Source organism: Corynebacterium evansiae (genome assembly GCF_027570065.1).
Taxonomy (GTDB): Bacteria; Actinomycetota; Actinomycetes; order Mycobacteriales; family Mycobacteriaceae; genus Corynebacterium; species Corynebacterium evansiae.
Window position 1 is genome coordinate 1 of sequence record NZ_JAKMUT010000012.1, and the last position, 23,374, is coordinate 23,374.

General features: G+C 62.2%; 12 protein-coding genes. 8 read left to right on the forward strand and 4 right to left on the reverse strand.

Going from position 1 to position 23,374, the window contains the following annotated elements:
• Nucleotides 1-117 precede the first annotated feature (117 nt).
• The 5 genes from L8V00_RS09805 (at nt 118) to L8V00_RS09825 (ending at nt 16,338) form a co-directional block, all read left to right on the forward strand.
• Nucleotides 118-345, forward strand: a complete 228-nt coding sequence (locus L8V00_RS09805) for an MbtH family protein (protein ID WP_011274127.1) — start codon at nt 118-120, stop codon at nt 343-345.
• Nucleotides 346-2,163, forward strand: coding sequence for an ABC transporter ATP-binding protein (locus L8V00_RS09810; RefSeq protein ID WP_011274126.1), 1,818 nt, complete (start codon nt 346-348; stop codon nt 2,161-2,163).
• A complete protein-coding gene (locus L8V00_RS09815; protein ID WP_011274125.1) occupies nt 2,156-3,883 on the forward strand; it encodes an ABC transporter transmembrane domain-containing protein in 1,728 nt (575 codons plus the stop codon). Before L8V00_RS09810 ends, L8V00_RS09815 begins: the two co-directional genes overlap by 8 nt.
• 79 nt (nt 3,884-3,962) lie before the next feature.
• On the forward strand, nt 3,963-5,381 hold the full coding sequence (locus L8V00_RS09820) for a lysine N(6)-hydroxylase/L-ornithine N(5)-oxygenase family protein (RefSeq protein WP_011274124.1): 1,419 nt from the start codon (nt 3,963-3,965) through the stop codon (nt 5,379-5,381).
• Nucleotides 5,382-5,481: 100 nt separating this feature from the next.
• Nucleotides 5,482-16,338: a non-ribosomal peptide synthetase gene (locus L8V00_RS09825; RefSeq protein WP_269944920.1), complete on the forward strand. Its 10,857-nt coding sequence runs from the start codon at nt 5,482-5,484 to the stop codon at nt 16,336-16,338.
• A gap of 2 nt (nt 16,339-16,340) precedes the next feature.
• Here the strand turns inward: L8V00_RS09825 and L8V00_RS09830 are convergent, their stop codons facing one another.
• The gene (locus L8V00_RS09830) at nt 16,341-17,345 is read right to left on the reverse strand and encodes an alpha/beta hydrolase (protein WP_005325324.1); all 1,005 of its coding nucleotides are present in this window, start codon (nt 17,343-17,345) and stop codon (nt 16,341-16,343) included.
• A gap of 59 nt (nt 17,346-17,404) precedes the next feature.
• On the opposite strand from L8V00_RS09830, the gene L8V00_RS09835 reads away from it, so the two are divergent.
• The 3 genes from L8V00_RS09835 to L8V00_RS09845 all read left to right on the forward strand — a co-directional run bounded on the left by L8V00_RS09835 (nt 17,405) and on the right by L8V00_RS09845 (nt 20,243).
• On the forward strand, nt 17,405-18,349 hold the full coding sequence (locus tag L8V00_RS09835; RefSeq protein WP_005325328.1) for a methionyl-tRNA formyltransferase: 945 nt from the start codon (nt 17,405-17,407) through the stop codon (nt 18,347-18,349).
• Nucleotides 18,350-18,414: 65 nt separating this feature from the next.
• Nucleotides 18,415-19,431: an iron-siderophore ABC transporter substrate-binding protein gene (locus L8V00_RS09840; protein WP_005291893.1), complete on the forward strand. Its 1,017-nt coding sequence runs from the start codon at nt 18,415-18,417 to the stop codon at nt 19,429-19,431.
• A 173-nt stretch (nt 19,432-19,604) separates the two neighbouring features.
• The gene (locus tag L8V00_RS09845) at nt 19,605-20,243 is read left to right on the forward strand and encodes a DedA family protein (RefSeq protein WP_005325329.1); all 639 of its coding nucleotides are present in this window, start codon (nt 19,605-19,607) and stop codon (nt 20,241-20,243) included.
• 10 nt (nt 20,244-20,253) lie between these two features.
• Here L8V00_RS09845 and L8V00_RS09850 read toward each other — a convergent pair whose 3' ends face one another.
• From L8V00_RS09850 to L8V00_RS09860, 3 genes are read right to left on the reverse strand one after another with little or no spacing between them, the layout of a single operon-like run.
• Nucleotides 20,254-21,036, reverse strand: a complete 783-nt coding sequence (locus L8V00_RS09850) for an ABC transporter ATP-binding protein (protein WP_019176090.1) — start codon at nt 21,034-21,036, stop codon at nt 20,254-20,256.
• A 50-nt stretch (nt 21,037-21,086) separates the two neighbouring features.
• A complete protein-coding gene (locus L8V00_RS09855) occupies nt 21,087-22,181 on the reverse strand; it encodes a FecCD family ABC transporter permease (RefSeq protein WP_005325330.1) in 1,095 nt (364 codons plus the stop codon).
• Nucleotides 22,181-23,299: a FecCD family ABC transporter permease gene (locus L8V00_RS09860; RefSeq protein ID WP_005325331.1), complete on the reverse strand. Its 1,119-nt coding sequence runs from the start codon at nt 23,297-23,299 to the stop codon at nt 22,181-22,183. Before L8V00_RS09860 ends, L8V00_RS09855 begins: the two co-directional genes overlap by 1 nt.
• Nucleotides 23,300-23,374 lie beyond the last annotated feature (75 nt).

Consider the following 23,374-nt stretch of genomic DNA (forward strand, 5'->3'; position numbering starts at 1 on the left):
AAAAGCTGCATATTAGGTTATGCTAAGTTAATTCACGCTTGCTGCACTTGTGCCACCACTTTGGCCAACGCAGCCCATAAACCCGTTATTTCCGCATCATGAGACAAGGAGCGCGTGTTGTCTAGCAACCCGTTTGATGACGAACAGGGCAGCTTCTTCGCCCTTATCAACGACGAGGGACAGTACTCGTTGTGGCCTACGTTCGCCGCCGTGCCAGACGGATGGACCGTGGCTCTGGGAGACCCTTCCCGTGGCGTAGACGGCGGGGTATCGCGGGACGAGGCGATGGAGTTCATCGACCGCGAGTGGACCACCTTGCAACCGGCAGGAAAGTCTCACGCTTAAGTGAGTGCCGTACTTCCCACTGCTTTGCCTGGTGAGTCCGCTGCGGAGATTGGCCGCCTGCTCCGTCGCACCGCAACTCCAGCAATTAGTGCGGTGCTGTTCACTTTCGCCGGTGCCTTGCTCTCTCTGGTGCCCATTTATCTGCTGGCCAGCGTCATCGATGCGGTAGCCGCCGGTGACGGCAAGTCTGGCGTGCTGAAGGTGATTGTGTGGGCTGCCGTGGCGTGTGTTGGTACTGCCGTTGTCGCTGGCCTTGCGGAGGCGCTGACGGGTGTGACGATTGCCCAGGTAGTTGCGAAGTTGCGTGAGCGCGCCGTCGCCGCGGTGCTGAATCTGCCTTCCACCACGGTGGAGTCCCTGGGCCGGGGAGAGGTGCTGGGCCGAGTTGGTGCGGATGTCGCCGCGCTGGTGAGCAGTGCCCGCAAGTCGGTTCCATCGACCCTCAGCGCGCTGGTGATGGTCGTGGTGGCCAGCGCTGGAATAGCGGGGTTGGATTGGCGCCTCGCGTTGGCGGGGCTGTGCGGGATTCCGTTCTATGCGCTGGGGTTGCGATGGTATCTTCCTCGTTCTGCCCCTTTGTATCGACGCCAACGCGAATTAGAAGCCGGTGTCATCGGTTCCTTGCAAGGTTCTATGGAGGGCATTCGTTCGGTTCGTTCGCATCGGCTGGTGGATAGCCGCCAAGGTCTCACCAGGCGCTACGCGCAGGCTTCGCGGGACGAATCAATCGCTGCGTTTCGTGTGTTTTCCGGGCTGGTGGCGCGGGAGAACTTCGCGGAGTTCATGGGGTTGTCAGCCCTGTCTGTCGTAGGCTGGTTGCTCTTCCGCGAAGATGCGGTGACGGTGGGCGAGATCTCGGCAGCGTTGATTCTGTTCCACCGTCAGTTCGTGCCGATCGGCACGATTCTGTTCACCTTTGATGAACTGCAGCGCAGCGGGGCGGCCTTGGGGCGCATCGTGGGACTCATTCGCTCCGCGGGTGCGGATACGCCACAGCCGATTGATGACTACTCCTCGCATCGGCAGAGTCCAGCTGTAGAGGTCAAGGGCCTGAATTATCGGTACGAGGATGGCCCAGAGATCTTGCATGACTTGGCGTTCCACATCCCTGCGGGGTGCACGGTATGCGTGGTCGGCGGATCGGGAGCTGGCAAGTCCACGGTTGCGGAAATTGTCTCTGGAACCCTCGAGATGGCAGAGCCGGGTGTGATCACCGTTGGGGGGTGCGACGTGGTGGGAATGAGTGCGCAAGAAAGAAGCTCGATCTTTTGCGTTGCCTCCCAGGAAAACTACGTCTTCGCGATGAGTTTGCGCGATAATCTCCTGCTGGCAGCCGAAGGTGCCAGCGACGCAGAAATATGGGATGCGCTGCGCCGAACCGGTGCGGAAGATTGGTGCACATCCTTGTCCCATGGCGACAAGCAGGGCTTAGACACAATGCTGGGCGAAGGGGGCCTGCACGTAGATGCGGTGGCGGCACAGCGTCTGGCGCTGGCCAGGGTGGCATTGTCTCGGGCTGGCGTCGTCATTCTTGACGAATCAACGGCCGAAGATGACGGTGACCTCGAGGAAACACAGCAATCACACGAGGCCTTTTCGATGTCCTTGGAGGACGCTGCCCGCGCGGCGATCCGCGGACGGACGGCGATGGTGATTGCGCACCGGCTCAGCCAAGCAACCTCCGCCGATAGCGTGGTGGTGATGGAGCGCGGGCGCGTGGTGGAAACAGGTACGCACGAGGAGCTGGCAGCAAGAAACGGAACATATGCCGATATGTGGACCGCCTGGAATGAGCAGGGGAGGCAGGCGCGTGTCTGACAACAAGGTGGTGACGCTGCGCGGGCTGGTCAGAAAAAATTCTCGCGCGATGGCTCTGAGTGGCTTGTTGCTGAGCATCTACCACGTGGCAGAAGCCATGATTGCGGTGTTACTGGGATGGTTGGCGCACAGTCTTATCGCTAGCGAGAATGTGTGGCACCTGGTGGGTGGAATCGCAGCCTTAGGCGCTACGCTGGCGACGGTGTCTGTGAGCTGGCAGACAGGGTTCCGGATACTGCAGGCTACGTCGGCTCGGAACGTATGTGAATTGCGGGCAGGCATCACCTCGCAGGTGGTGAGCCATGGTGGGCATTCCGACGATGCGGACAGTCTGCCTCGCCAGGAATTGCCCACGGTGGTGGGTGAAGACGTGGTGCAGGCGGTAGACATCATCGAAGTGGTACCGGTGGGGATCAGTGCGCTGGTGGGAGCCATTTTCTGCACGATTGTTCTGGCGCTGATTGATCTGCCACTGGGAGTGGTGGTGTTGGTGCTCAGCGCGGTGGTGTTGATAGTCCTGCACCGGCTGTCTCAGATCATTGAACGCCGCGCGGAGCGGCAACAAACTCTGCTCGCGCGAGTGACCGCGCGCATGACCGACATTCTGCAGGGGCTGCCGGTGATCTCGGGAGTGGCTGGCGCGCATCCGGCCTACCGTGGATATGCGCGTAAATCTGAAGAGGCGTGTGCGGATGCTCGGAAGCTCGCGTGGGTCAGCGGAGGTTATGAAGCCGTGGCGATGGGCAGCAATGTGCTGTTGCTGAGTGCGGTGGGCCTGTACGCGGGCTATCGAACCATTTCCGGCGATGTGACGTTGGGGGAGTTGGTCACCGTGGTGGCGCTGTCACAATTTATCGCGGAGCCGATGCGGCAGTGCAGCAGAATGCCGCGCTTCATTGGATTGGCGAGGGCTTCCGTTCGGAGGCTGCAGCGCGTGGCGGAAGCTCAGCGGCTGCGTGAGGGGCAGGGCGTGCCATCTGCTCAGATTGGCACGCCTGCCATTTCCATGCGCGGTGGAGACGGTGAGGCCGAAGGAGACGGCGAGGTCGAGGGATCAGAGCAGGCTTCCGTGGCGTTCGCAGAGGGGCGACTGACGGTGGTGCACTGTTCAGCCGCATGGGCAGATGCTCTGGTGGATGCGTTGGTCGCGGGGGAGTCGATGGAGCTTGGCTCCCTGACTAGGCCACAAACTCAACAACTGTGGATCCGGGGGCGCGATATTTGCGAGATCTCGGTAGACGATGTGCGTTCCGCTGTGCTTGCCGAGCCTCGGAAGCCGGCATTGTTTGGGGACACAGTGGGGCAGGCGGTGCTGCGGAGCTCTGGAGAGGGCAGGGCGGAGGATGCAGTAGACATTCTTAACGCCTTAGGGCTCGATGAACTGGCGCCGGGGGCGGCTCATTCAGCCGGGGTATTGGATCACGAGCTGACCGAAGGTGCGCGCAATCTTTCCGGTGGTCAGCGGCAGCGGCTGGGATTGGCACGAGCGCTACTGGCTGAGCCGGAGATGTTGGTGATGGTTGATCCGGTCTCGTCAGTGGATTCAATGACGGGCATGAAAGTGGCGCGTGCGGTGAGAGATATTCGCCGCGGGCGTACCACGGTGGTCCTGTGTGTGGGGAGGGCCTTCCAGTCGGTAGCCGAGGACGTAGTTGATGTGAAGCCTCTAGCTGGGAGTTTGCGGACGCGGGGTGAGCAATTCCCGCTAGGGGGTTGTTGAGCAATAGAAGATAGGTTAGCCTACCCTTTGCATTGCCTACCCTAAGAAGTTGGTTGGCGCATCCTACAGAGAGGCCATAGTGACCATCATCGATCGTCAAGCTCAGACATCCGCAGAGCGCAGTACCCACGAAAATTCCGTCCGCGACATCGTCGGGATCGGCATCGGCCCCGGAAACCTCGGGCTCGCGGTAGCTATCGAAGAGCAAGCTCCAGAACTCGATGCACTCTTTGTGGAAGCCCGCCCGGAATTCAACTGGCACCCAGGCATGCTCCTCGAAGGATCCAACATGCAGATCAGCTTCCTTAAAGACCTGGTTACGGTGCGCAATCCGCAGAGCCGCTTCAGCTTCATCAACTACTTGCATCACAGCGACCGCTTGATTGATTTCATTAACCGCCAAACCTTCACCCCGGAACGCGTGGAATTCGCCGATTACCTCCGATGGATCGCGGATCACATCACCGTGGACACGCAGTACAACACCACCGTGACGTCCATCGAGACGCTTCCGGAACTGGCCGCAGACGGAGCTCGTTTTGTGGTGCACGTCCGCAGGAAGTTAGGAAGCGGTGAGTCCGAAGGGCAGCGAGCTCAGCAGTCGGAGTCCATTCGCTGCCGCAACGTGGTGGTTGCCCGCGGGCTGGAAGCCAAGATGCCTGCGTGGGCAGAGGACAGCTCCTTGGACACCTCGCGCATCTTCCACAACATCGATTTGCTCCCGCGCACCAAGAAGCTGCTGAACAGTGGGTGGGATATCCGCCGAGCTTTGGTGATCGGCGCGGGCCAGTCCGCAGCCGAGGCCATCCGGTACTTCCACGATTGCCCGCATATCGATACCGTCACGGGCAGCTTGAACAGCTACGGCTTCATCCCCGCCGATGACAGCCCCTTCGCCAATCGGGTGTTCGACCCGGAGGCCGTTGATGACTTCTTCCATGCGCCCGATGCGATCCGCAACGAGCTGTTGATCCGCCACCGGTACACCAATTACGCCTGCGTGGAATCTGAGCTCCTCGATGAGCTCCACGACCGTCAGTATCGGGAAAGCGTCACCGGGCGTCAGCGGCTCGATATTCGCCGGACCACGGAGGTGCTCGGTGCGCGTAATTGTTCCGACGGCAGCGTCGACGTGGACATTCGCCACCGAGTAACCGGAGACGTGGTGACAGAAAACTTTGACGTGGTGGTGTGCGCCACGGGCTTCCGATCTCGCGGTCTTGCGGGGATTCACGCTGATAGTCACGGCAGTGAAGAATTCACCGTCACTAGGGATTACGGCGCCGTGCTCAATGGCGAGCGCGTGCCAGGACTCTTCGTGCAGGGAGCAACTGAGGCCACGCATGGACTCGGTTCCACGTTGCTCTCCAACATCGCGACCCGCTCCGGGGAACTGGTGGAGGCCATCACGGGTCAGCAACGCACGCATCGTGCGCCGGCGGATGAAGATCTCCGCTCCGAGCAACATCGGGATTCTTCGCACCTGATCGCAGGCTGATTTTCCCGAGCCGTGCTCCGCTTGAGGTTGGCTGACACCTAGCCCGACGTCCGCCATCCGCGTCTGATTCCCTGTTTCCCCATCAACCGAAAGGCTCTTTGTGCCCACCCGATCGTCTGCTCACACTCCGTTTTCCTCTGGCGATACGCTTGCTTCTCGAGATGGCGGCGCCGTCATCGGTCATGGCCGCAGTGAACAGGATCGGATCGCCCAGCAGCGCATATGGAATGACACGGATCAGGATCGCGATCGCCCGGACCTGATTAGCCTGCTCCTGCAGCATGCGCAGGAGACCCCGGATGCGCTCGCAGTGGTGGATGACCGGCACAGACTGACCTATGCGCAGCTCGTCGCCCATGCAACTGCTGTAGCGCGAAATTTGCGGGAACACGGTATTGACGCTGGTCAGAGTGTGGGAATCTCCCTGCCGCGCAGCGCGGAGATGGTGGTGGGTATCGTCGCCACGTTGCTCGCCGGTGGCAGTTTTGTCCCGCTAGACCCCTCGTGGCCGCAGGCGCGCCGGGAATCCGTCACCCACGATGCCAGCCTGAGCTTCGTACTCACGCCGGACAACTGCGCGCTCACCGAAGACGCGCTATTCGACCTCGATGCCACCCGCGAGCTGTTCACCCCGCCGTCCACGGACAGCGTTGCGTACGTCATCTTTACCTCTGGCAGCACCGGCCGCCCAAAGGGCGCAATGATCCGCCACGGTGCGATCGTGGAGCGCTTGCTCTGGCAGCGCGATCAGATCCTGTTCTTCGGCCGCGATGATGCCTCCCTGTTCAAGGCACCGCTGGCCTTTGATATCTCCATCAATGAGATCTTCCTGCCGCTGGTTTGCGGGGGCCGCGTGGTGGTGGCCGCGCCGGGCGTGGAGCAAGACCCCCAACGCTTGGCCCGCCTCATCCATCGCGAGGGCGTGACGTTTGCGTATCTGGTTTCGAGTGTTCTCGACGTCATGCTCAAACAGGCCGAAGGCACGAATCTATTAGACAGCTTGCGGCATGTCTGGTGTGGCGGAGAGATGCTCACCCAGGCGCTGTTCCGTCGCTTTCGCCAGCAGCTGGCCATCCCGCTGTACCACGGGTACGGGCCAGCGGAAGCTACCATCGGTGTCTCCCACGTCATCTACCGTGACGACGAGGATCGCCTCAACACGAGCATCGGTGTGGCCAATCCCAACTGTCGGCTCTATGTGCTCGATGAGCACCTGCGGGTGGTTCCAGACCAAGAAATTGGTGAACTCTATGTGGCCGGATTCCTGCTGGCCAAGGGGTATATCAATGCCCCAGGACTCACGGCCAGCCGCTTTGTTGCGGATGTGTTTGCGTCGGACGGAACCCGGATGTACCGCACGGGAGACCTGGTGCGCCGGCACAACGACGGCTCGCTGGAATTCGTGGGGCGGGCCGATAATCAGGTGAAAATCCGTGGCATGCGTCTGGAGTTGGAGGACGTGGAATCTGCGCTGGTGGGACACCCAGATGTGGAGGCGGCGAGCGTGATTGCTCGGGAGGGGCGACTGCTGGGCTACGTGACGGTGACTGCGGGCCTCGTGGGTGCTGCGATCCGTAGTTGGTGTGCCGAGGTACTGCCCGAATACATGGTGCCCGCGATTATCACCGTCATGGATGAGTTGCCGCGGACGGCCAACGGAAAAGTGGATCGGAAGGCACTGCCGGAACCTGATTGGAGCTCGCTCACTGATGCCCCGGCCGATGCTGAACGTGACGGGGAAACCGTTGCTCTGCTCGCGGAGGCAATGGCTGAAGCATTGGGGGTTAGCGCGGTGGGTGCGGAGACGGACTTCTTCGATATCGGTGGCGATAGCCTGCGGGCCATCACCCTGGTCTCGGCTCTGGGACGGCGCGGGGTGGAGGTGAGTGTGGGAGATATTTTCTCTGCGCGCACTCCACAGCAACTGGCTCGGTGCGCCGAAGAGCGCGGAACCTTCGTGCAGGATCCAGACGATGAACCAACCGGTGAGGTGCAGTCGCTGCCGATTCTGCGCTGGTTCGATTCCATTACTGATCACGTGGACGGCTTCATTCAGTCCGTGGAGTTTTCAGTTCCAGAAGATGTGGATGCGCAGCTGGCCGGGCGAATGGTGGCTGACGTGCTGCAGGCGCACCCTGCACTGCGGGCCCGTGTGCAGCGGAATCCCTTGCGGCTGGAACTCCCGGAGGAATCTGCCGAAGAAGCGGTGGCGATCCACCCCACCACGGACATCGCTGCGCTTTCTGAACTGCTGGATCCGGCAGTCGGAGTGGTGGTAGCGGCTGGGCTGGTGCCCGGAAGATTGCGCCTTGTGGTGCATCACCTGGTGGTCGATGGCGTGTCATGGAACATTATCGGCGAGGACCTCGCCGCGGCGTATCGCGGGGAACAGCTCGCGCCGGAGCGGACGTCCCTGCGCCGATGGACGCAGCTGCTGCAACAGGCCGTTGATACTGGCGAATTCGCGGAGGATGCCAATAGTTCCCTGCCCCCATTGCCGAGTGCAGATGAACCTCTGCGGGACCCGCAGGTGCCAGCGCTTGCTGATAGTCCCGAGAAAGCGCCCACAGTCCGTGAGGAGCGCAGCGTGGTACATGAGGCATCAGTGCAGATCACGGACGAATTACTGGGTGCGGTGCCCCACGCTTTCCGCACGGGGGCGAATTCCGTATTGCTTACGGCATTGAGCGTGGCGTTGGCGCGTTGGCGTCGAAACAAACAAACATGGACCCTGGTGGAGATGGAGGGGCACGGCCGCGAAACCCGATTCGTACCCGGGCCACAGGGCAGGGAAGCAGACCTTTCACGCACGGTGGGCTGGTTCACCTGCCTATATCCCATGCTGATCGACCCCACCCGGGCGGCAGTGCAGGAGGCCTCCACAGAGGTCGAGGGCAGCATCGCCCCGCTAGCGCTGGCACTCAACGCAGTGAAAGACCAGCTCGCGGCCATCCCCGGCAACGGCGTTCCTTACCAGGCCCACACCTGGTTGCATCAGTCCGCGAAGACCCCTCCGCAGGCACAGGTGCTGTTCAACTACTTGGGGCGCGTATCCGCAGGAGCACAAGATTTCGCTCCCGCGGGTTCCACCGGCCAACTCGGCGAGCAACGCGACCCGGACCAGCCGTTGGTCCGCGAGCTGGAGTTCAACGCGATCGCCGAAGACACCGGCGAGGGATACGTCCTGCGCACCACGATCTCCTGGGCGCGCGGCAGGATCTCCCCCGAACGGATCGACGAATTGGTCGCGCACTGGGATGTGGCATTGCGCGAGGTGGCAGCGCTTGCCGATCACGGCGTGTTGTCCGTGGGCGACGTTGCCCCCGCACCCGTGAACTCTGCGGACCTGGCACGAATCACTGCGCAGAGCTCCGCGGAGCTGCAGGACGTGCTGCCGCTGACCCCGCTGCAGCACGGCATGTACTTCCACTCGCTATTCGAGGAATCGGCCAGCTCGTATGTGGAGCAACAGGTCTTGCGGGTGGAATGCAGCGAACCGTTTGACCGGGAGCGATTCGCCCGCGCTGCGCGTAATTTGATCCGACGCCACCCCGCACTGAGCACCCGCCCTTGGGAAACTGACGGTGGCGATGTGGTTGCCGTGATTGATCCGGGGATTGCCGAGCATTTGCGGGTGGACTTTCGGGACGTGACGGTGCCTGCCGAGTTGGCTGGGCCTGGATTAGACGGGTGGCTCGTGCAGCGTACGGAAGAGATTGCCGCTGATGACCTCTCGCGGGGAATCTCCTTGCAGCCGCCCGGTGATGCCGCGCCCGAGCCGCTCATGCGATGGACCGTTGTGCTCCCGACCAGTGTCGATGGTGCGGTGTGTGGCCAGGACATCGCCGTGATCCAGACGGTGCATCACCTGATCGCCGACGGATGGTCCGTGCCCATCATGCTGCGGGATCTCCTGGAGATCTACCGGGATGACGATGCCCGAATCCCGCGCTACGACCCGGACGCCGGAATGGCCGGCAGCGTGCGATGGGTGGCGCGCAGAGACGCGGAAGCCGATATGTCCGTCTGGCGCGAGGAAATGCGCGAGGTACGCCCCACGGTGCTGTGCCCTAATCCTTCGAGTTCGCTCGAGCGCCGGGAGTTGCTGGTAGACGATCCGCGGACTGTTGGCTTGTCTGAGCGTGCTCGGGCAGCGGGTGTGGGCCTGCCGGATGTGGTGCACGCGGCGTGGGGGCTGGTCCTTCGCACCTTGGGGGGCTGCGAACCTGGGGCTGACGTGGTGTTTGCCACTTCCGTTTCCGGCCGTGACATTCCCGTTCTTGGCGTGGCCGATGCCGTGGGCATGCAGCTCAACACCATCCCGGTGGTCGCGCCGGGGCAATCTGATCCCACCCTGCCGGTGACCAGCATGCTGCACGCCATGGTCCATCACAACAATCAGGTCCGCGATGTGCAGCACGTCAGCCTGGCTGATATTGCCCGCGACCTGGGAACCAACGCCAGCGAACTGCTGGATACGTTGATGGTGGTGGAGGTGCCGCTATCTCCACAGGACGTGGGCTGCCCCGGCTCGCCACTACAGGTTGCTGACGTGCGCAACAATGGCGCGCCGCACTTTCCCCTGTCCGTCGTGGTCAACCCTTCCGCTGAGCACCCACTGCGCCTGATCTACGATCCGCAGCGAATCACCGAGGTACGTGCCGAAAGGATCGCGCAGATGCTCGCGGTGAGTGTGGATTCTTTGCTGTCTGAATCCGGTGCGGTGGCGACCGTGGGTGAGGTTGCAGAGGCGTTGGGTGCGGTATCTGGTGTGGACACGCTTCCTTCTTTGTGGCGACGCAGCTTCGAGCACTCCCGCGACCGGCCCGCCCTGACCAGCATCGGAGAAGACGGTGCTGCGGAGCATTGGACCTACGAAGAACTAGACGACGCCGCTCAGCGTATACGCGCTGTGCTGGACCGGAAGGTTGCCATCCACACCCCGAGAGTAGCCCTGCTCATGGAGCGCGATGCGTGGCAGGTTGCGGCCATTCTGGCGACCACGATGTCCGCCGGCACCTACGTTCCCGTGGATCCGTTGTCCCCGCAAGCGCGGGTGGAATTGATCCTGGAGGATTGCCAGCCCGATGCCGTGCTGGTGTCTCCCAGCGCGGAAAAAATGGTCTCTGAGCTGGTAGATTGTCCCGTCCTCGTGGTCAGTGAACAGACGATGAGCGGGGAAGCGAAGCCGCCTGCGGGCCGGTCGGCAAGCGTGGCCCGTGCCAATGACATCGCCTACGTGATCTACACCTCCGGCTCCACAGGGCGGCCGAAGGGCGTGGCCGTCACACACGCCAACGTGACCGCGATGCTGGGCAATGCTCGCAGCCACGTGGAGTTTTCGCAGGAGGACGTGTGGTCGATCAGCCACAGCTTCGCCTTTGACTTTTCGGTGTGGGAGATGTGGGCAGCGCTGAGCTCCGGCGGGCGTGCCGTGGTGATGCCGTATGCGCTGATGCGCTCGCCCGAGGATGCCGCAGAGGTGTTGCGTGCCGAAGCCATCACGGTGCTGAGCCAGACCCCAACCGCCTTTGCCGCGTTGGAGCCGCACCTCGGGCAGGACTCTGCGGTGCGCACGGTGATCTTCGGCGGCGAGGCCTTGGAGGCCCGCGCGGAGGCTGCCTACTGCAGTGCTCATCCGAATGTTCGGTTTATCAACATGTATGGCATCACGGAGACGACAGTGCACGTCACAGCACACGAATGCTCCGAGAATGCAGGGGAGGCCCGCAGCCCGATCGGCCGCCCGATGGACGGGTTGCGTACCTATGTTCTGGACGCGCAATTACAGCCGGTGCAGCCTGGAGAGACCGGCATGATGTACGTTGCCGGGCCGCAGGTCACCGCGGGTTATTGGGGGCTTGCTTCTACCACGGCCTCCCGCTTCGTGGCCGATCCTTTCGTTGGCGGCGGCGCGCGGATGTACTGCAGCAATGACATGGCAAAGGTGCTGAACAACGGTCATCTGGATTACGTGGGCCGCGCCGATAGGCAGGTGCAGCTGCGCGGTTATCGCGTGGAGCTGGGGGAGATCGAGAGCGCGCTGGAGAAGGTCAGCGGTGTGCGGGAGGCCACCGTGGTGGTCGTCGATCTGCCCGAAGGCCAGGTGCCGGGTGCGTTGTTGATTACGGATTCTCGTGCCGACGCAAAGGCGATCACCTCCCGAGCTGCCGCAGCGGCCCGAGACGCGCTCCCTGCCTACATGGTTCCGCAGCTATTCGCGGTGAGTACGCAGGTGCCGCAGACCATCAATGGCAAGCGGGATGAGCGCGCGATCCTGGACCTTCTGGGTGAGATTCCTGCTGCTCAGCAGGCTTCGGGCACCTCGGATCTGGTGGAGGCGATCTCGCAGGCAATTGCTGATGCACTTCGCTTGGACCGCGCCGAGGTGGAGCCGGACTCGGACTTCTTCCGCTTAGGTGGAGACAGTATTCTTGCCATCCGCGTTACTCACGCGCTGGCGCGCGCTGATCTCAACGTGACTCCGCGGGACTTCTTCTTGGGCCGCACGCCACGCAAGATTGCCGAGCGGGTCACGCCGCAGGCCACCCAGCAGAAAATCCAGGAAACAAGGCAGAGCCAGGAAGAAGCCCTGCCCAAGGACGGGCACCAGGAGATCTCGGGGGCTTTCCCCATCCCGGCGATGCTGCGCAGGCAGATGGAAAGAGGCATGAGCGACCGCTTTGTGCAGGCGCGCCGCTTGGATCTGGGGCCAGTCGCTGTGGAGGACTTGGAACAGGCCCTGCAGCAGGTAGCGCAGGCACATCCGATGCTTCGTACGCGCGTGGACACCAGTTCTGCGTTCGCGCACTTTGTTGGTGCCGAGGGAGACGGCCCTATGGTTGTGCGGGCTTTGGACGTGGATGCATTGATCGATCACATCGATATTGCTGCTGGTCGTAGCGTGGTGCTCGGGTGTGTGGATGGGTACGTCAAGGCCGTTGCTCATCACGCGGTGATCGATAGCGCCAGTTGGATGATTCTGGAAGACGATCTGCGCGATGCGCTCGCAGGGCGCAGGATTCTCTCCGGGCAGGCGAGCTACAAGGATCTTTGCCTGCAAGAACTGCACGATGCTCACACCGCAGCAGCTCAGGATGCCCTGCACTGGAGTGAACTGGCTACGCTGCCACGGCCCGTCGAGGACTCGAACCAGTGGAGTACGGATCATGTGAGCACGCTCGAAGTGAACATTGACGGACAGACCGCGCAGGTTCTGCAGAGCGTTGCACCCGACGTGATGGGTGTGGACGTTCAGGACCTCGTGGCAGGACTGGTGACCGTCGCGGTGGCTCGAACAATGGGCACGGACGCGCGGAGCTGGGCCGTGGACGTAGAAGGCCACGGACGTCCGGCTGATCATTCCTATGGTCGAACCCTCGGATGGTTTACCACCATCGCGCCGGTGGAAATCCCGTTGGCTGATCCAGCGGATGCAGCACGTGCCGCAGCGGAAATGCGCGCGCTCCACGAGGACGGCACAGCCCCGGACCGCCGCACTTATCAGGCACTGCGATACACACACCCGCAAGGGCAGCGAACCCTGGCCCATGGGGCACAGATCCTGGTCAACTACCTCGGACGGGGAGAGACTGGCGCTGTCCTCCACGCGCCGGGAGATGCCGCCTGCCAGTGGACGGATTACCTGGTGGAGGCCGATGTGTGGTCTAGCGAGCGGGCCGTAAGCATGGAGCTGTCCGTGGTGAATGCGGTGATTTCCGCCGAGCGTTTGCGCAGCGCCATCGGCGAGGTGGCTCGCGAGTTGCAGGAGCACGTCAGCCGCGAGCAATCCTCAGGACGCCGCGCTCCGCTGAGCGTGCTGCAGCGCGGAATCTGGTTCCAGTCACAGGTGGCAGCACCGGGTGCCTACGTTGCACAGACTGCGTTGACGTTTGACCGGAGACTGGATGCCGAGGCCGTGGTGGAAGCCTTCCGGGACACAGTGACCGTGCATCCAGCCATGGGCGCGGAGTTCCACACCGATGCTTCCGGCCAACCCGTGCAGAACTTGCCGTGGAGTGGACAGGGCATTGACCTCCCCGTCGAGACCACCGAAGGGGATCTCGAGGCGATCATGCACGCTGATCGCAGCGCGGGCATCGATCTCGCATCCGTGCCGCTGGCGAAGGCAACCATCGTCACCGGCCGAAGTGACGGACAGCCTGGCGACACGCTGCTTCTTACCTACCACCTGGTTCTGGTCGATGGTTGGTCGCGTGCAGTGATGCTGCAAACCTTCCTCGAGAGGCTGACGTTGAGGTCCGGCCAGGCCCGCACGCAGGGTGCGGGAGAGTTGGTTCCTCGCGGTTGTTCTATTGCTGACGCCCTGCTCGAGTCCGTTGACACTCGCAAAGAGCAGGCAGATAGCGACTATTGGGTACATCGCCTAGAGACGTTGTCTCAGCCCACGCTCGTTGCCCCGCAGGCCGCGGATATCTCTTCAGAGCACGCTGGTAGCGAGTTGCCTCGCCAGGTGTTTGCCGAGGTCAGCGAGCAGCTGACCGGCGCACTGCAGGAAAAGATCCGGGCGCAGGCCGTGACGTTGACCTCCGTGGTCAACGCAGCCGTGGCCGTGGCCTTGGGTGCTGTCACAGGGGATTCGGATGTGGTGTTTGGTCAGTCTGTCAGTGGCCGCGATGCCTTGAGCGACCCCGCCATGTCTGATGTGGTGGGAGTGCTGCTCAACACAGTGCCAGTGCGAGTGACAGCTCGGCCCGGCCAGAGCATAGAAGAACTGGTCCAGGATGTTTATCGCCAGCGCATCGAGGATATGGACCACGATTCCGCGGACCTCGGCGCCATCCAGCGGCAGCTGGGGGTAGGCACGCTGTTCGATTCCATGGTGGTGGTGCAGAACTTCCTCGATCCGCAGGCAGCAGCGGAACTTCGGGAACGCCACGGGGTTGTGGAGGAGCGCGCGGAAGATTCCACGCACTTCCCTCTGACCTGGGTATTCACTCCGGGGCCGAAGCTGGGCATCAAGCTGGAATTCCGCCACGACGTGGTGGACGAGTCCCTCGCACATTCCGTGCTCAAGGCCGCGACCGAAGTCCTGACCGCGTTTGTGGACACACCAGAGGTCCCGCTCGCTCAGCTGGCCCAGTTGGCGCCAGCCCGAGCGGAGGATTCTTCCCCGCAAAGCACGACGGAGCAGATGGCTTCCTGGCAGAAGGCCGAAGGCATTGACCGCACCATTGCGGATGAGCTCAAGGACACCGCCCAGCGCTTCCCAGATCGCATCGCGCTAGCGGATGACGCACAGCAGTGGACGTTCGGTGAGCTGATTGCTCGCTGTTCCGACATTGCGGAAAAGATCAAGAATTGCGGCGTGACCAGCGGCGATACTGTCGCCATTGCGGTGGAGCGCTCCGCGCATTCGGTGGTGGCTCTGCTGGGAGCCCTGTGGGCAGGGGTGCGCTACGCGCCGCTTGATCTGACGCACCCCGATGGGCGGCTCCGGGTCCTCGTGGAGGACAGCCAGCCCGCAGCCGCGCTGGTGGACTCGAGTTCTCGGGAGCGCATGGAGCGGATCGGTGCGCTTCCTTGCGTCGACGTCACCACTGCCGATTCCCACGCCACCACCCACACGCCTGCGGCGGTGCCCGGGGACGATGCCTACCTGATGTACACCTCCGGATCGACCGGCAAGCCCAAGGGCGTGGTGATCAAGCATCGCGGGCTGCACAACATGCTGGACAATCACCGGCGCAAGATCTTCGCCCCAGCTGCTGCCGATGGGCGGACGTTGCGGATCGCGCATGCCATCAGCTTCGCCTTCGATATGTCGTGGGAAGAGCTGTTTTGGCTGGTGGAAGGCCACGAGGTGCGGATCTTCTCCGAGGATTTGCGACGCGATGCTGCGGCCATGGTTGAGGCCATTCGCGCGCATCAGGTGGATGTCATCAACGTCACCCCGACCGTTGCCGAGCAGCTGCTCGCGGAGGGGATGCTGGAATCCGGCGCGCATCGCCCGCGGCTGGTGCTCTTGGGCGGCGAGGCTGTCTCGCACGGCGTGTGGGAGACCTTGCGAAAGGCCGATGACGTGCGCGGATACAACCTCTATGGACCCACCGAGTACACCATCAACGCCCTGGGTGCTGGCACGGATGAGAGCGCCACGCCCGTGATCGGAATGCCGGTGGATCGCACGGCGGCGTTCGTTTTGGACCCGTGGTTGCGCCCCGTTCCTACAGGAGCGCCGGGTGAGCTCTACCTCGCGGGCAGCGGCTTAGCGCAGGAGTATCATGGGCTCGCGGCGCGCACCGCCAGCTCCATGGTCGCCTGCCCGTGGGGCGCCCCGGGTGAGCGGATGTATCGCACGGGAGACATCGTCCGCGTGCGTGCGGATGGCATGTTCGAGTACCTCGGACGCAGCGACGATCAGGTGAAAATTCGTGGTCACCGCGTGGATCCCGGCGACGTCTCGGCCGCCGTGTCCCGCGGCGTTGATCCCCGCATCCTCCACTGCGTGACCGTTCCTGTTCGTATATCCGACGCCACACTCCTGGCCTGTCACCTCGTGGCCCCACAACTGCGCGATGCGGACCAGGGGGAGCGGCAGAGTTTCCTGACTGGCGTGCGTAATGCATTGCGCGAGGAACTGCCCAGCTACATGATCCCGGATCGATGGTCGATCGTGGATGAGTTGCCGGTGACGTCGAATGGAAAGACCGACCTTGCTGCACTGGGTGAGGGAGAAAGGATCACGGAGAAGGGCCGCGAACCGGCGAACGAAACCGAGGAGATCACGGCGGAGCTGTTTGCCGAATCGCTAGATATTGAGCCCGAGGACGTGCCGGTGGATGCTGATTACTTTGACATGGGTGGGCACTCCATGGCGGTCATCAAGCTCTGCGCACTGCTGCGTGGAGAGCTGGGAGTGGAGGTTGGCGTGCGCGAATTCTACGGTCTGCGGACAGTCGAGCGCGTGGCGGAGTTTGTGGAGGCGCGCTCGTAGATTCAGCCCAGCAATTCGGCGAGTGCCGGGATGATCCCGTGGCGCCACATCGCAGGGTCGTGGCCACCGGGCGTGCGGTGATTGGTGGTGGGAAAGCCGCGGCGTGTCAGGGCATCGGCCACTGCATCCACGTGTCGTTGCATGGGCGGCTCTTCTGCACCGCACGTCAGTACGATGCGTGCCAGACCGGAGCCACTGTGAGCCGCAGGATTTTCGAGTGAGGGGCCAGTGAGCTGTGCGGCAATGTCGCCTCCTGCGGGCCCGTCCGAGAGCGTGTCCGCGAGCTCTGCAGAACGGTCAGCGGACCACCAGACGGCAGGGGACTGGGCGATGGCTCCTTTGATTGCAGGCGTGGTTTCGGTGGAAGCCGTAAGAGCTGCGCGCAGGGCGGAGAGACCGCCGAAGCTTTGCCCCACCAGGACTATGTGGCTGCTGTTGATGATCGGCGGAAGCTCGGTGGCCAGTGCGCTGGCGAATGTTTGGGAGGTGTACTCCTCGCTGCGGTCTTTGGCTGCCGGCAGGAAGACGCGGTTGATCTGGGGGATAAGCCCTGCCGTGACTGCCCGGTCCAGTGCGCCCGTGAGGTCATGCAGATGGATCCAGTCATCGCCATCCAAAAACACCACGGTGGTATCCGCACCGCGGTCATCGAGGCGCGCGGTGCAGCGCCTGCCGAATACCTTCCGGTCGATGGACAGGCGTGCGCCGGGCAAGTCCGCGATGACTTCTGGGGAGCGAGGCGGCCAGAGTGTCTGGTCCACAGAATCGCCGCTCAATAGGCTCGCCTGTGGGCCTGCGCCGTGTGCGTTATGTGGATCGGGATATTTCAGCTCGCCGGATTGAAAGCTATAGGTCACTGCTGAGTGCGCCGGGATGCGCACATCGACGGTGGACATCGATTCGGTGAGCTCGACGTTCGAGCGGTAGGGGTCCGGGAAAACGAGGGCTTCCGCATCCGCGGGCACCGAGATTCGGTGAAGGGTGGTCACGTCCGGGGAGTCTGGCATGAAAATTGCGCCACTTTCATCATTGACTACATAGGTAAACCTAAGCTAACATCCCCTGCATGCGAGTTGCTGTTTTCGGCTATCAGTCGTGGGGACACCGGACGTTGTCTGCGGTCATCAATGCTGGTCATGAAGTAGTTTTGGTAGTTACGCACCCTGCCAGCGATCACCCTTATGAGCAAATGTGGGCAGACTCCGTTGAGGAGCTCGCCAGCGAACATGAGCTCCAGGTGTGTGTCACTGAGCGCGTGGGTCAAGACGTCATTGAGGCGTTGCGCGATGCTGCACCAGACATCATCGTGGCCAACAATTGGCGAACCTGGCTTCCTCCCGAGGTTTTCAGCCTGGCCAAGCACGGCGCATTGAATGTCCACGATGGTCTCCTGCCCGAGTACGCCGGATTTTCGCCCATCCTGTGGGCGCTGTTGAACCGGGAAACTCACGTGGGCGTCACTGTGCACGAGATGGATGAAGTGCTGGACGGCGGACCCATCGTTGCCCAGCGCGCGATCCCCGTGGGTCCGCAGGACACCACCACGGATCTCGTGGCCAAGACCATCGACCTCATCGAGCCCCTCGTGGAACGCGCATTGAGTGACGTCGCCCAAGGCACCGCCACTGCGCAACCTCAAGATCCCACCCGCGCTACGTACTTCCACAAGCGCGGCGAGCAGGAATCTCGCATAGATTTCACCCAACCTGCGGAAGATATCGCCTTGCTGGTCAGGGCGCAGTCCGACCCGTACCCCAATGCTTACTTTGAATTCCGAGGCCAGCGCGTCCGCGTGCTTTCCGCGCACGTCTCGCAGGGCCGCTTCGGCGGAACCCCCGGCCGAGTCACCATCCCTCACGAGGGAGGAATCGCGGTGGTCTGTGGATCGCCCCGTGCCAACGTGCCGGCGCCGGCGATTGTTCTGGATCGTGTTCGTCTCGACGACAACTCGGAACTGACCGCCACCGAATTCTTTGGACATAGGGCTGGATATATCCAACCAAAGGTTTGACCTTTCCCTTTTGTGTACGGGCCACGCCTCGCGCGGAAATCCGTCACCAGTAACAACGGAGAAAAATGACACTCAAGAAGATTCTCGTTAGCACCGCTGCTGTGCTGACCTTGGGCGCGGCACTGACCGCTTGCTCGACTGATGACCAGTCCGGAAATTCCGGGGACTCCCAGGCAGTCAACGCCGAGCAGGGCGCATTCCCCACCACCATCGAGCACCGCTACGGCTCCACCGAAATCAAGGAAGCCCCGCAGCGCGTGGTCTCCTTGGGCTACACGGATCAGGACGCACTGCTGGCGCTGGGAGTTACTCCTGTCTCCGTGAAGTACTGGGACGGAATGACCCCGGATGGTCAGGCTGCGGGCAACTGGTCCAATGACAAGATCGAGGGCGACACTCCTCGGATCGACAAGGACACAGAAGTCAACGCGGAAGCCATCGCCAAGGACAATCCAGACCTCATCGTGGCCGTGTACTCGGACATCGATGAAGACACGTACAAGAAGCTGTCTGAGATCGCCCCTGTCGTCGTACAAAAGGGCGAATACGAAGAACTACAGCAACCATGGGACGTGACCACGGAAGAGATCGGGCAGGCCGTGGGCAAGCCTGAAGAGGCAAAGCGCCAGGTGGAGCAGGTCAAGGAGAAGTTCGCAGAGCTCAAGGGCCGCCACCCAGAATGGGCCGAAAAGGAACTCGGCGTGGCCACTGTCTCCGACGAGAGCCTGGCTGTCTTTGCCGAGGGCGATCCGCGTAGCCGCTTCTTCACCGAGCTGGGATTCAAGATCAACCCGGCCTACGCGGGCATCACCAAGGACAAGTTCTACGGTGAGGTCTCCAAGGAAAACGCAGACCAGATCAACTCTGACGTGCTGGTGTGGGATCAACTGTCTTACTCTCCGAAGCAGAGCAAGGCTTCTGTGACCGAGGATCCGATCGTGGGCAAGCTGCCCGCCGTGAAGGACGGACACAGTGTCTACCTGGAAGGCGACCTGGAAAAGGCCTTCGGATGGCAGACCGTGCTGAGCCTGAACTACCTGCTGGACAAGATCGAGCAGCCGTTGGCAGACGCCACGAAGTAGTCTGAATCAACTGCCGAACCGCCCCGCATGAACGTGCTGGGGCGGTTTTGCTGTTGCTGGCTAGGGGACGGGCACTCATGGGGATAACGGATGCACGCTAGGGGCGAGCTGCCTGTATTCCGGTCAGAAACCGGGGTAAGAATAGACCAGTTGTTTTCTAGAAGGGATTCCCTGTGCACTTAAGCGACCTCATGGACGCCACCACCCTGCTCCAGAACTTTGGCGGCTGGGCGCTCGGCGGCATTGCGCTGATTATCTTTATTGAATCCGGCGTGCTCTTCCCGTTCCTCCCCGGCGATTCCATGCTGGTCACCGCGGCAATCTTGCGCGATCAGCTGGGCTTGAACGTTCCGATTCTGGTGGGCGTGGCCATCGTCGCGGCGTTCTTGGGCGACCAGGTAGGTTTCTGGCTCGGCCACCGCTTTGGCCGCAAGTTGTTTAAGCCCGACGCCAAGATCCTCATAACCGAGCACCTCGAACAAGCCGAGGCTTTCTTCCTGAAGTACGGGCCGTTGGCTCTGGTACTGGGGCGCTTCATCCCGATCGTGCGTACCTACATTCCCGTGGCCGCTGGTACCGCGGAGATGCCGTACAAGAAGTTCGTGGGATGGAACGTCACGGGTGCAGTGCTGTGGATTGTCAGCATGGTCGGCATTGGCGTGCTGCTGGGGGATATCCCGGGCATTGCGGATCGCATCGACATGATCGCCATCGTCATCGTGCTGGTGTCTGTGACTCCGGTGGTGATTTCCGCGATGATCAACTGGCGGAAGTCCAAGAAGACTCCCGCCCAGGAGCTGATGGAGGACTAAGCCCTGATCGTCACTTGGGGACGATCAGCGGACCGCCGGTGACAGGATCCTCGATGACTAGCGCGTTGAGGGCAAACGCCTCGAGCAGTAGCTCTGGGGTAATGACCTCGCTGGGACGCCCGGTGGCGAGGACCTGTCCATCCTTCATCACCACGAGATTATCGCTGTAGCGTACAGCCAAGTTGAGATCGTGCAGCACCATCACCACAGTCCGATCCAGCTCTCGGCGTAGACGCTGCACCAGCTCCAAAATCTCTACCGACGTGGCCAGATCCAGGTAGGTGGTGGGCTCGTCCAGGAACAGGATGTCCGTGTTCTGCGCAAGAACCATGGAGATCCACACACGCTGCCGCTGCCCTCCGGACAGAGAATCCAGGGTGCGCTCCGCCAGCCCCATCGAGCCAGTCATTTCCAGCGCCTTGTGCACCTCGGCTTCGTCCGTGGACGACCACTGACGGATCCACGATTGGTGTGGGTGCCGACCGCGCGAGACGAGATCAGCCACGTTGAGTCCCTCCGGGGCGGTAGGGGTTTGTGGCAGCACGCTGATGGTCCGTGCGAGGTCCTTGCGCCTGATGGATGAGATATCGGCGCCGTCTAACAGCACTTCGCCCTCATTCGCCGGAAGGAGACGAGACATGGCTCGCAACAACGTGGATTTGCCGCAGCCATTGGGGCCGATGATTGTGGTGATCTGCCCGCGAGGAAAGTCCACGTCCAAGCCTTCGATGACCGTCCGGTCGCCGTAGCCCACGGCGAGGCCGCGTGCGCTCATGCTGTGCTTCTGAGTCATGTGTCCTTCTTTGTTCGCGGCACTGCTAACTTCCAGGGTGGGATCTTTTCTCATGCCGTGGTTGACCTATTCCGTTGGACCAGCAAATAAATAAGGAACGCACCGCCGATTGCCGAGGTGAGAATGCCCACCGGCAGCTCTACGGGCAGAAGAGTTTGGGTGCTGATATCTGCCAGCAGGAGTAGCGCAGCGCCGGTCAGCGCAGAGGCCAGAAGCGGTGGTGCAGAGCAGTTGCACAAGCGCAGCGCCACCTGTGGGGCCACGAAGGCGACGAACCCGATGGGGCCAGCGGCCGAGACCGCCACTGCTGCCAAAGCCACGGCAGCGGCGAGCAGAAGCACCTGCACACCCTGGACGTTTTGTCCCAAAGCCCGTGCAGTATCCGAGCCCAGCAAGGTGGCTAAAAGTTGGTGACCAATCCAGGCCAGCAGCGGTGTAAACACCAACACAACAATGGCGATGGGCCACATCTTGGACCAGTCCGCAGTGCTCAGGGAGCCAGTAAGCCAGAACTGCGCGGCCGCGGCATCGCGCAACTCCGTGCGGATCATCAGGAAGTTGATATACGAGGTCAACAGAGCAGAGATGATGATGCCGAACAGCACTAGCCGGAAGGAATCAGTCGATCTCCTCCACGCCAGAGCCCACATCACCGTTGCGGTGACAGCCGCACCAAGCACCGCGGCCAAGGGAATGCCGATGCTGCTGAGCCAGCCGAGGAAACCACCAGCGCCACCACCCAGAGTGATGACGGTGACCGCGGCCGCGGACGCGCCCGTAGTGAAGCCCAAGATATCCGGGCTGGCCAGCGCATTGCGAGTCACGGACTGAGTGAGGGCTCCGGATAATCCCAGCGCACAGCCCACCAGAATGGCCGTCAGCGCACGAGGCATGCGCCAATCCAAAACCACCAGACGCTCAATGCGGGTGCCCTGGCCGGTGAACAGCACCTCCAGCACACGAGCCGGGGACACAGGATAGTCACCCAGGCCGATGGAGACCGCCGCTAGCAAGACGATCGCCACGAGCAGCAATAGAGACACCGTCAACGCGCGAGGGCGCCAGACCACAGAAAATGAGCCCACGCGGAATGGCGGGCGCCCAGGGATAGTGGAAGAGGTAGGGCGGGCAAGGAGGGAACTCATTAAATGGCCACCACCCGGCGTCGATAAATAAGGGCGATGAAGAACGGCGCGCCCACGAACGCGAGGATGATGCCTACTTGCAACTCGCCCGGACGAGCGATCAGACGGCCCACCACGTCTGCGAACAGCATCATCACCGCACCCGTCAGGGCAGAGTAAGGGAGGATCCAGCGGTAATCAGGGCCCGTGATGGCGCGCACGAGGTGCGGGACCACCAGGCCGATGAAGGTGATGGGGCCGGCGGCAGCTGTCGCGGCACCGGCCAGCAGTGCGATCAGAGCCATGCCAATCAGGCGGGCGCGCTGGGTGTTGATGCCCAGTCCGGAGGCGATGTCATCGCCCAGATTCAGGAGGTTTAGCTGCGGTGCCGTGATGAACGCCAGCAGGAGGCCCACCAGGATAAACGGCAGCACGCCGTAGAACACGGTGAGATCCCGGCCCGCGATGGAGCCGACGGTCCAGAAGCGCATGCGATCCAGATTGGCATCGTCAGTGAGGATAAAACCGCTGATGATGGCGCTGAGGACCGCGGACAAAGCCGCGCCGCCGAGGACCAGCGTCATTGGATTGGCCTGTCCTCCTCCTATGGACGCCAAACTAAACACCAACGCAGTAGCAGCGATGGCCCCACCGAACGCCCACATGCTGGTAGCCCACACGGACGTCACACCCAGCAAGGAGAAGCTGGCAACCACGGCCAGGGACGCACCGTAGTTGATGCCGAGAATGCCCGTGTCCGCGAGAGGGTTGCGCGTGTGCCCTTGGATCAATGCACCGGAGGCGCCAAGGGCAGCACCGGCGACTAGGCCCAACAGGGTGCGGGGAATGCGGAGCTCGACGATCACGCGCTGATCCACATTCAGCCCCTCCGCGTGGCCGAACGCCGTGCCGAGATCGCGGAACACGGCGGACACTTCTCCAAAAGGGATCTGCCGTGATCCAAACACGATGCTGGCAACGATGCTGGCGAGCAATAGGAGGAAAAGGACGCCGAGGCCGACGAGGCGACGCGGGATTTTACCTGATGGAGCGCTGGCAGAAGCGTCCGCAGTAGCGTCCGCGCGAGACCCCAGGTGTGATTGAGAAGGGGATTGCGCATGCGGGGTAGAGATAGCCATGCATCCCTCCTTGACGCGTGAAAGTCCATGATCTTAACGGGAGCAAGCTTACGTGAACAAGGTAAGCCTAATCAA

What these genes read in the sequence shown, in the direction of transcription:
- L8V00_RS09830 (WP_005325324.1), bottom strand. Translation starts at nt 17,345, where the DNA reads ATGCCAGACTCCCCGGACGTGACCACCCTTCACCGAATCTCGGTGCCC.
- L8V00_RS09835 (WP_005325328.1), top strand. Translation starts at nt 17,405, where the DNA reads ATGCGAGTTGCTGTTTTCGGCTATCAGTCGTGGGGACACCGGACGTTG.
- L8V00_RS09840 (WP_005291893.1), top strand. Translation starts at nt 18,415, where the DNA reads ATGACACTCAAGAAGATTCTCGTTAGCACCGCTGCTGTGCTGACCTTG.
- L8V00_RS09850 (WP_019176090.1), bottom strand. Translation starts at nt 21,036, where the DNA reads ATGACTCAGAAGCACAGCATGAGCGCACGCGGCCTCGCCGTGGGCTAC.
- L8V00_RS09855 (WP_005325330.1), bottom strand. Translation starts at nt 22,181, where the DNA reads ATGAGTTCCCTCCTTGCCCGCCCTACCTCTTCCACTATCCCTGGGCGC.
- L8V00_RS09860 (WP_005325331.1), bottom strand. Translation starts at nt 23,299, where the DNA reads ATGGCTATCTCTACCCCGCATGCGCAATCCCCTTCTCAATCACACCTG.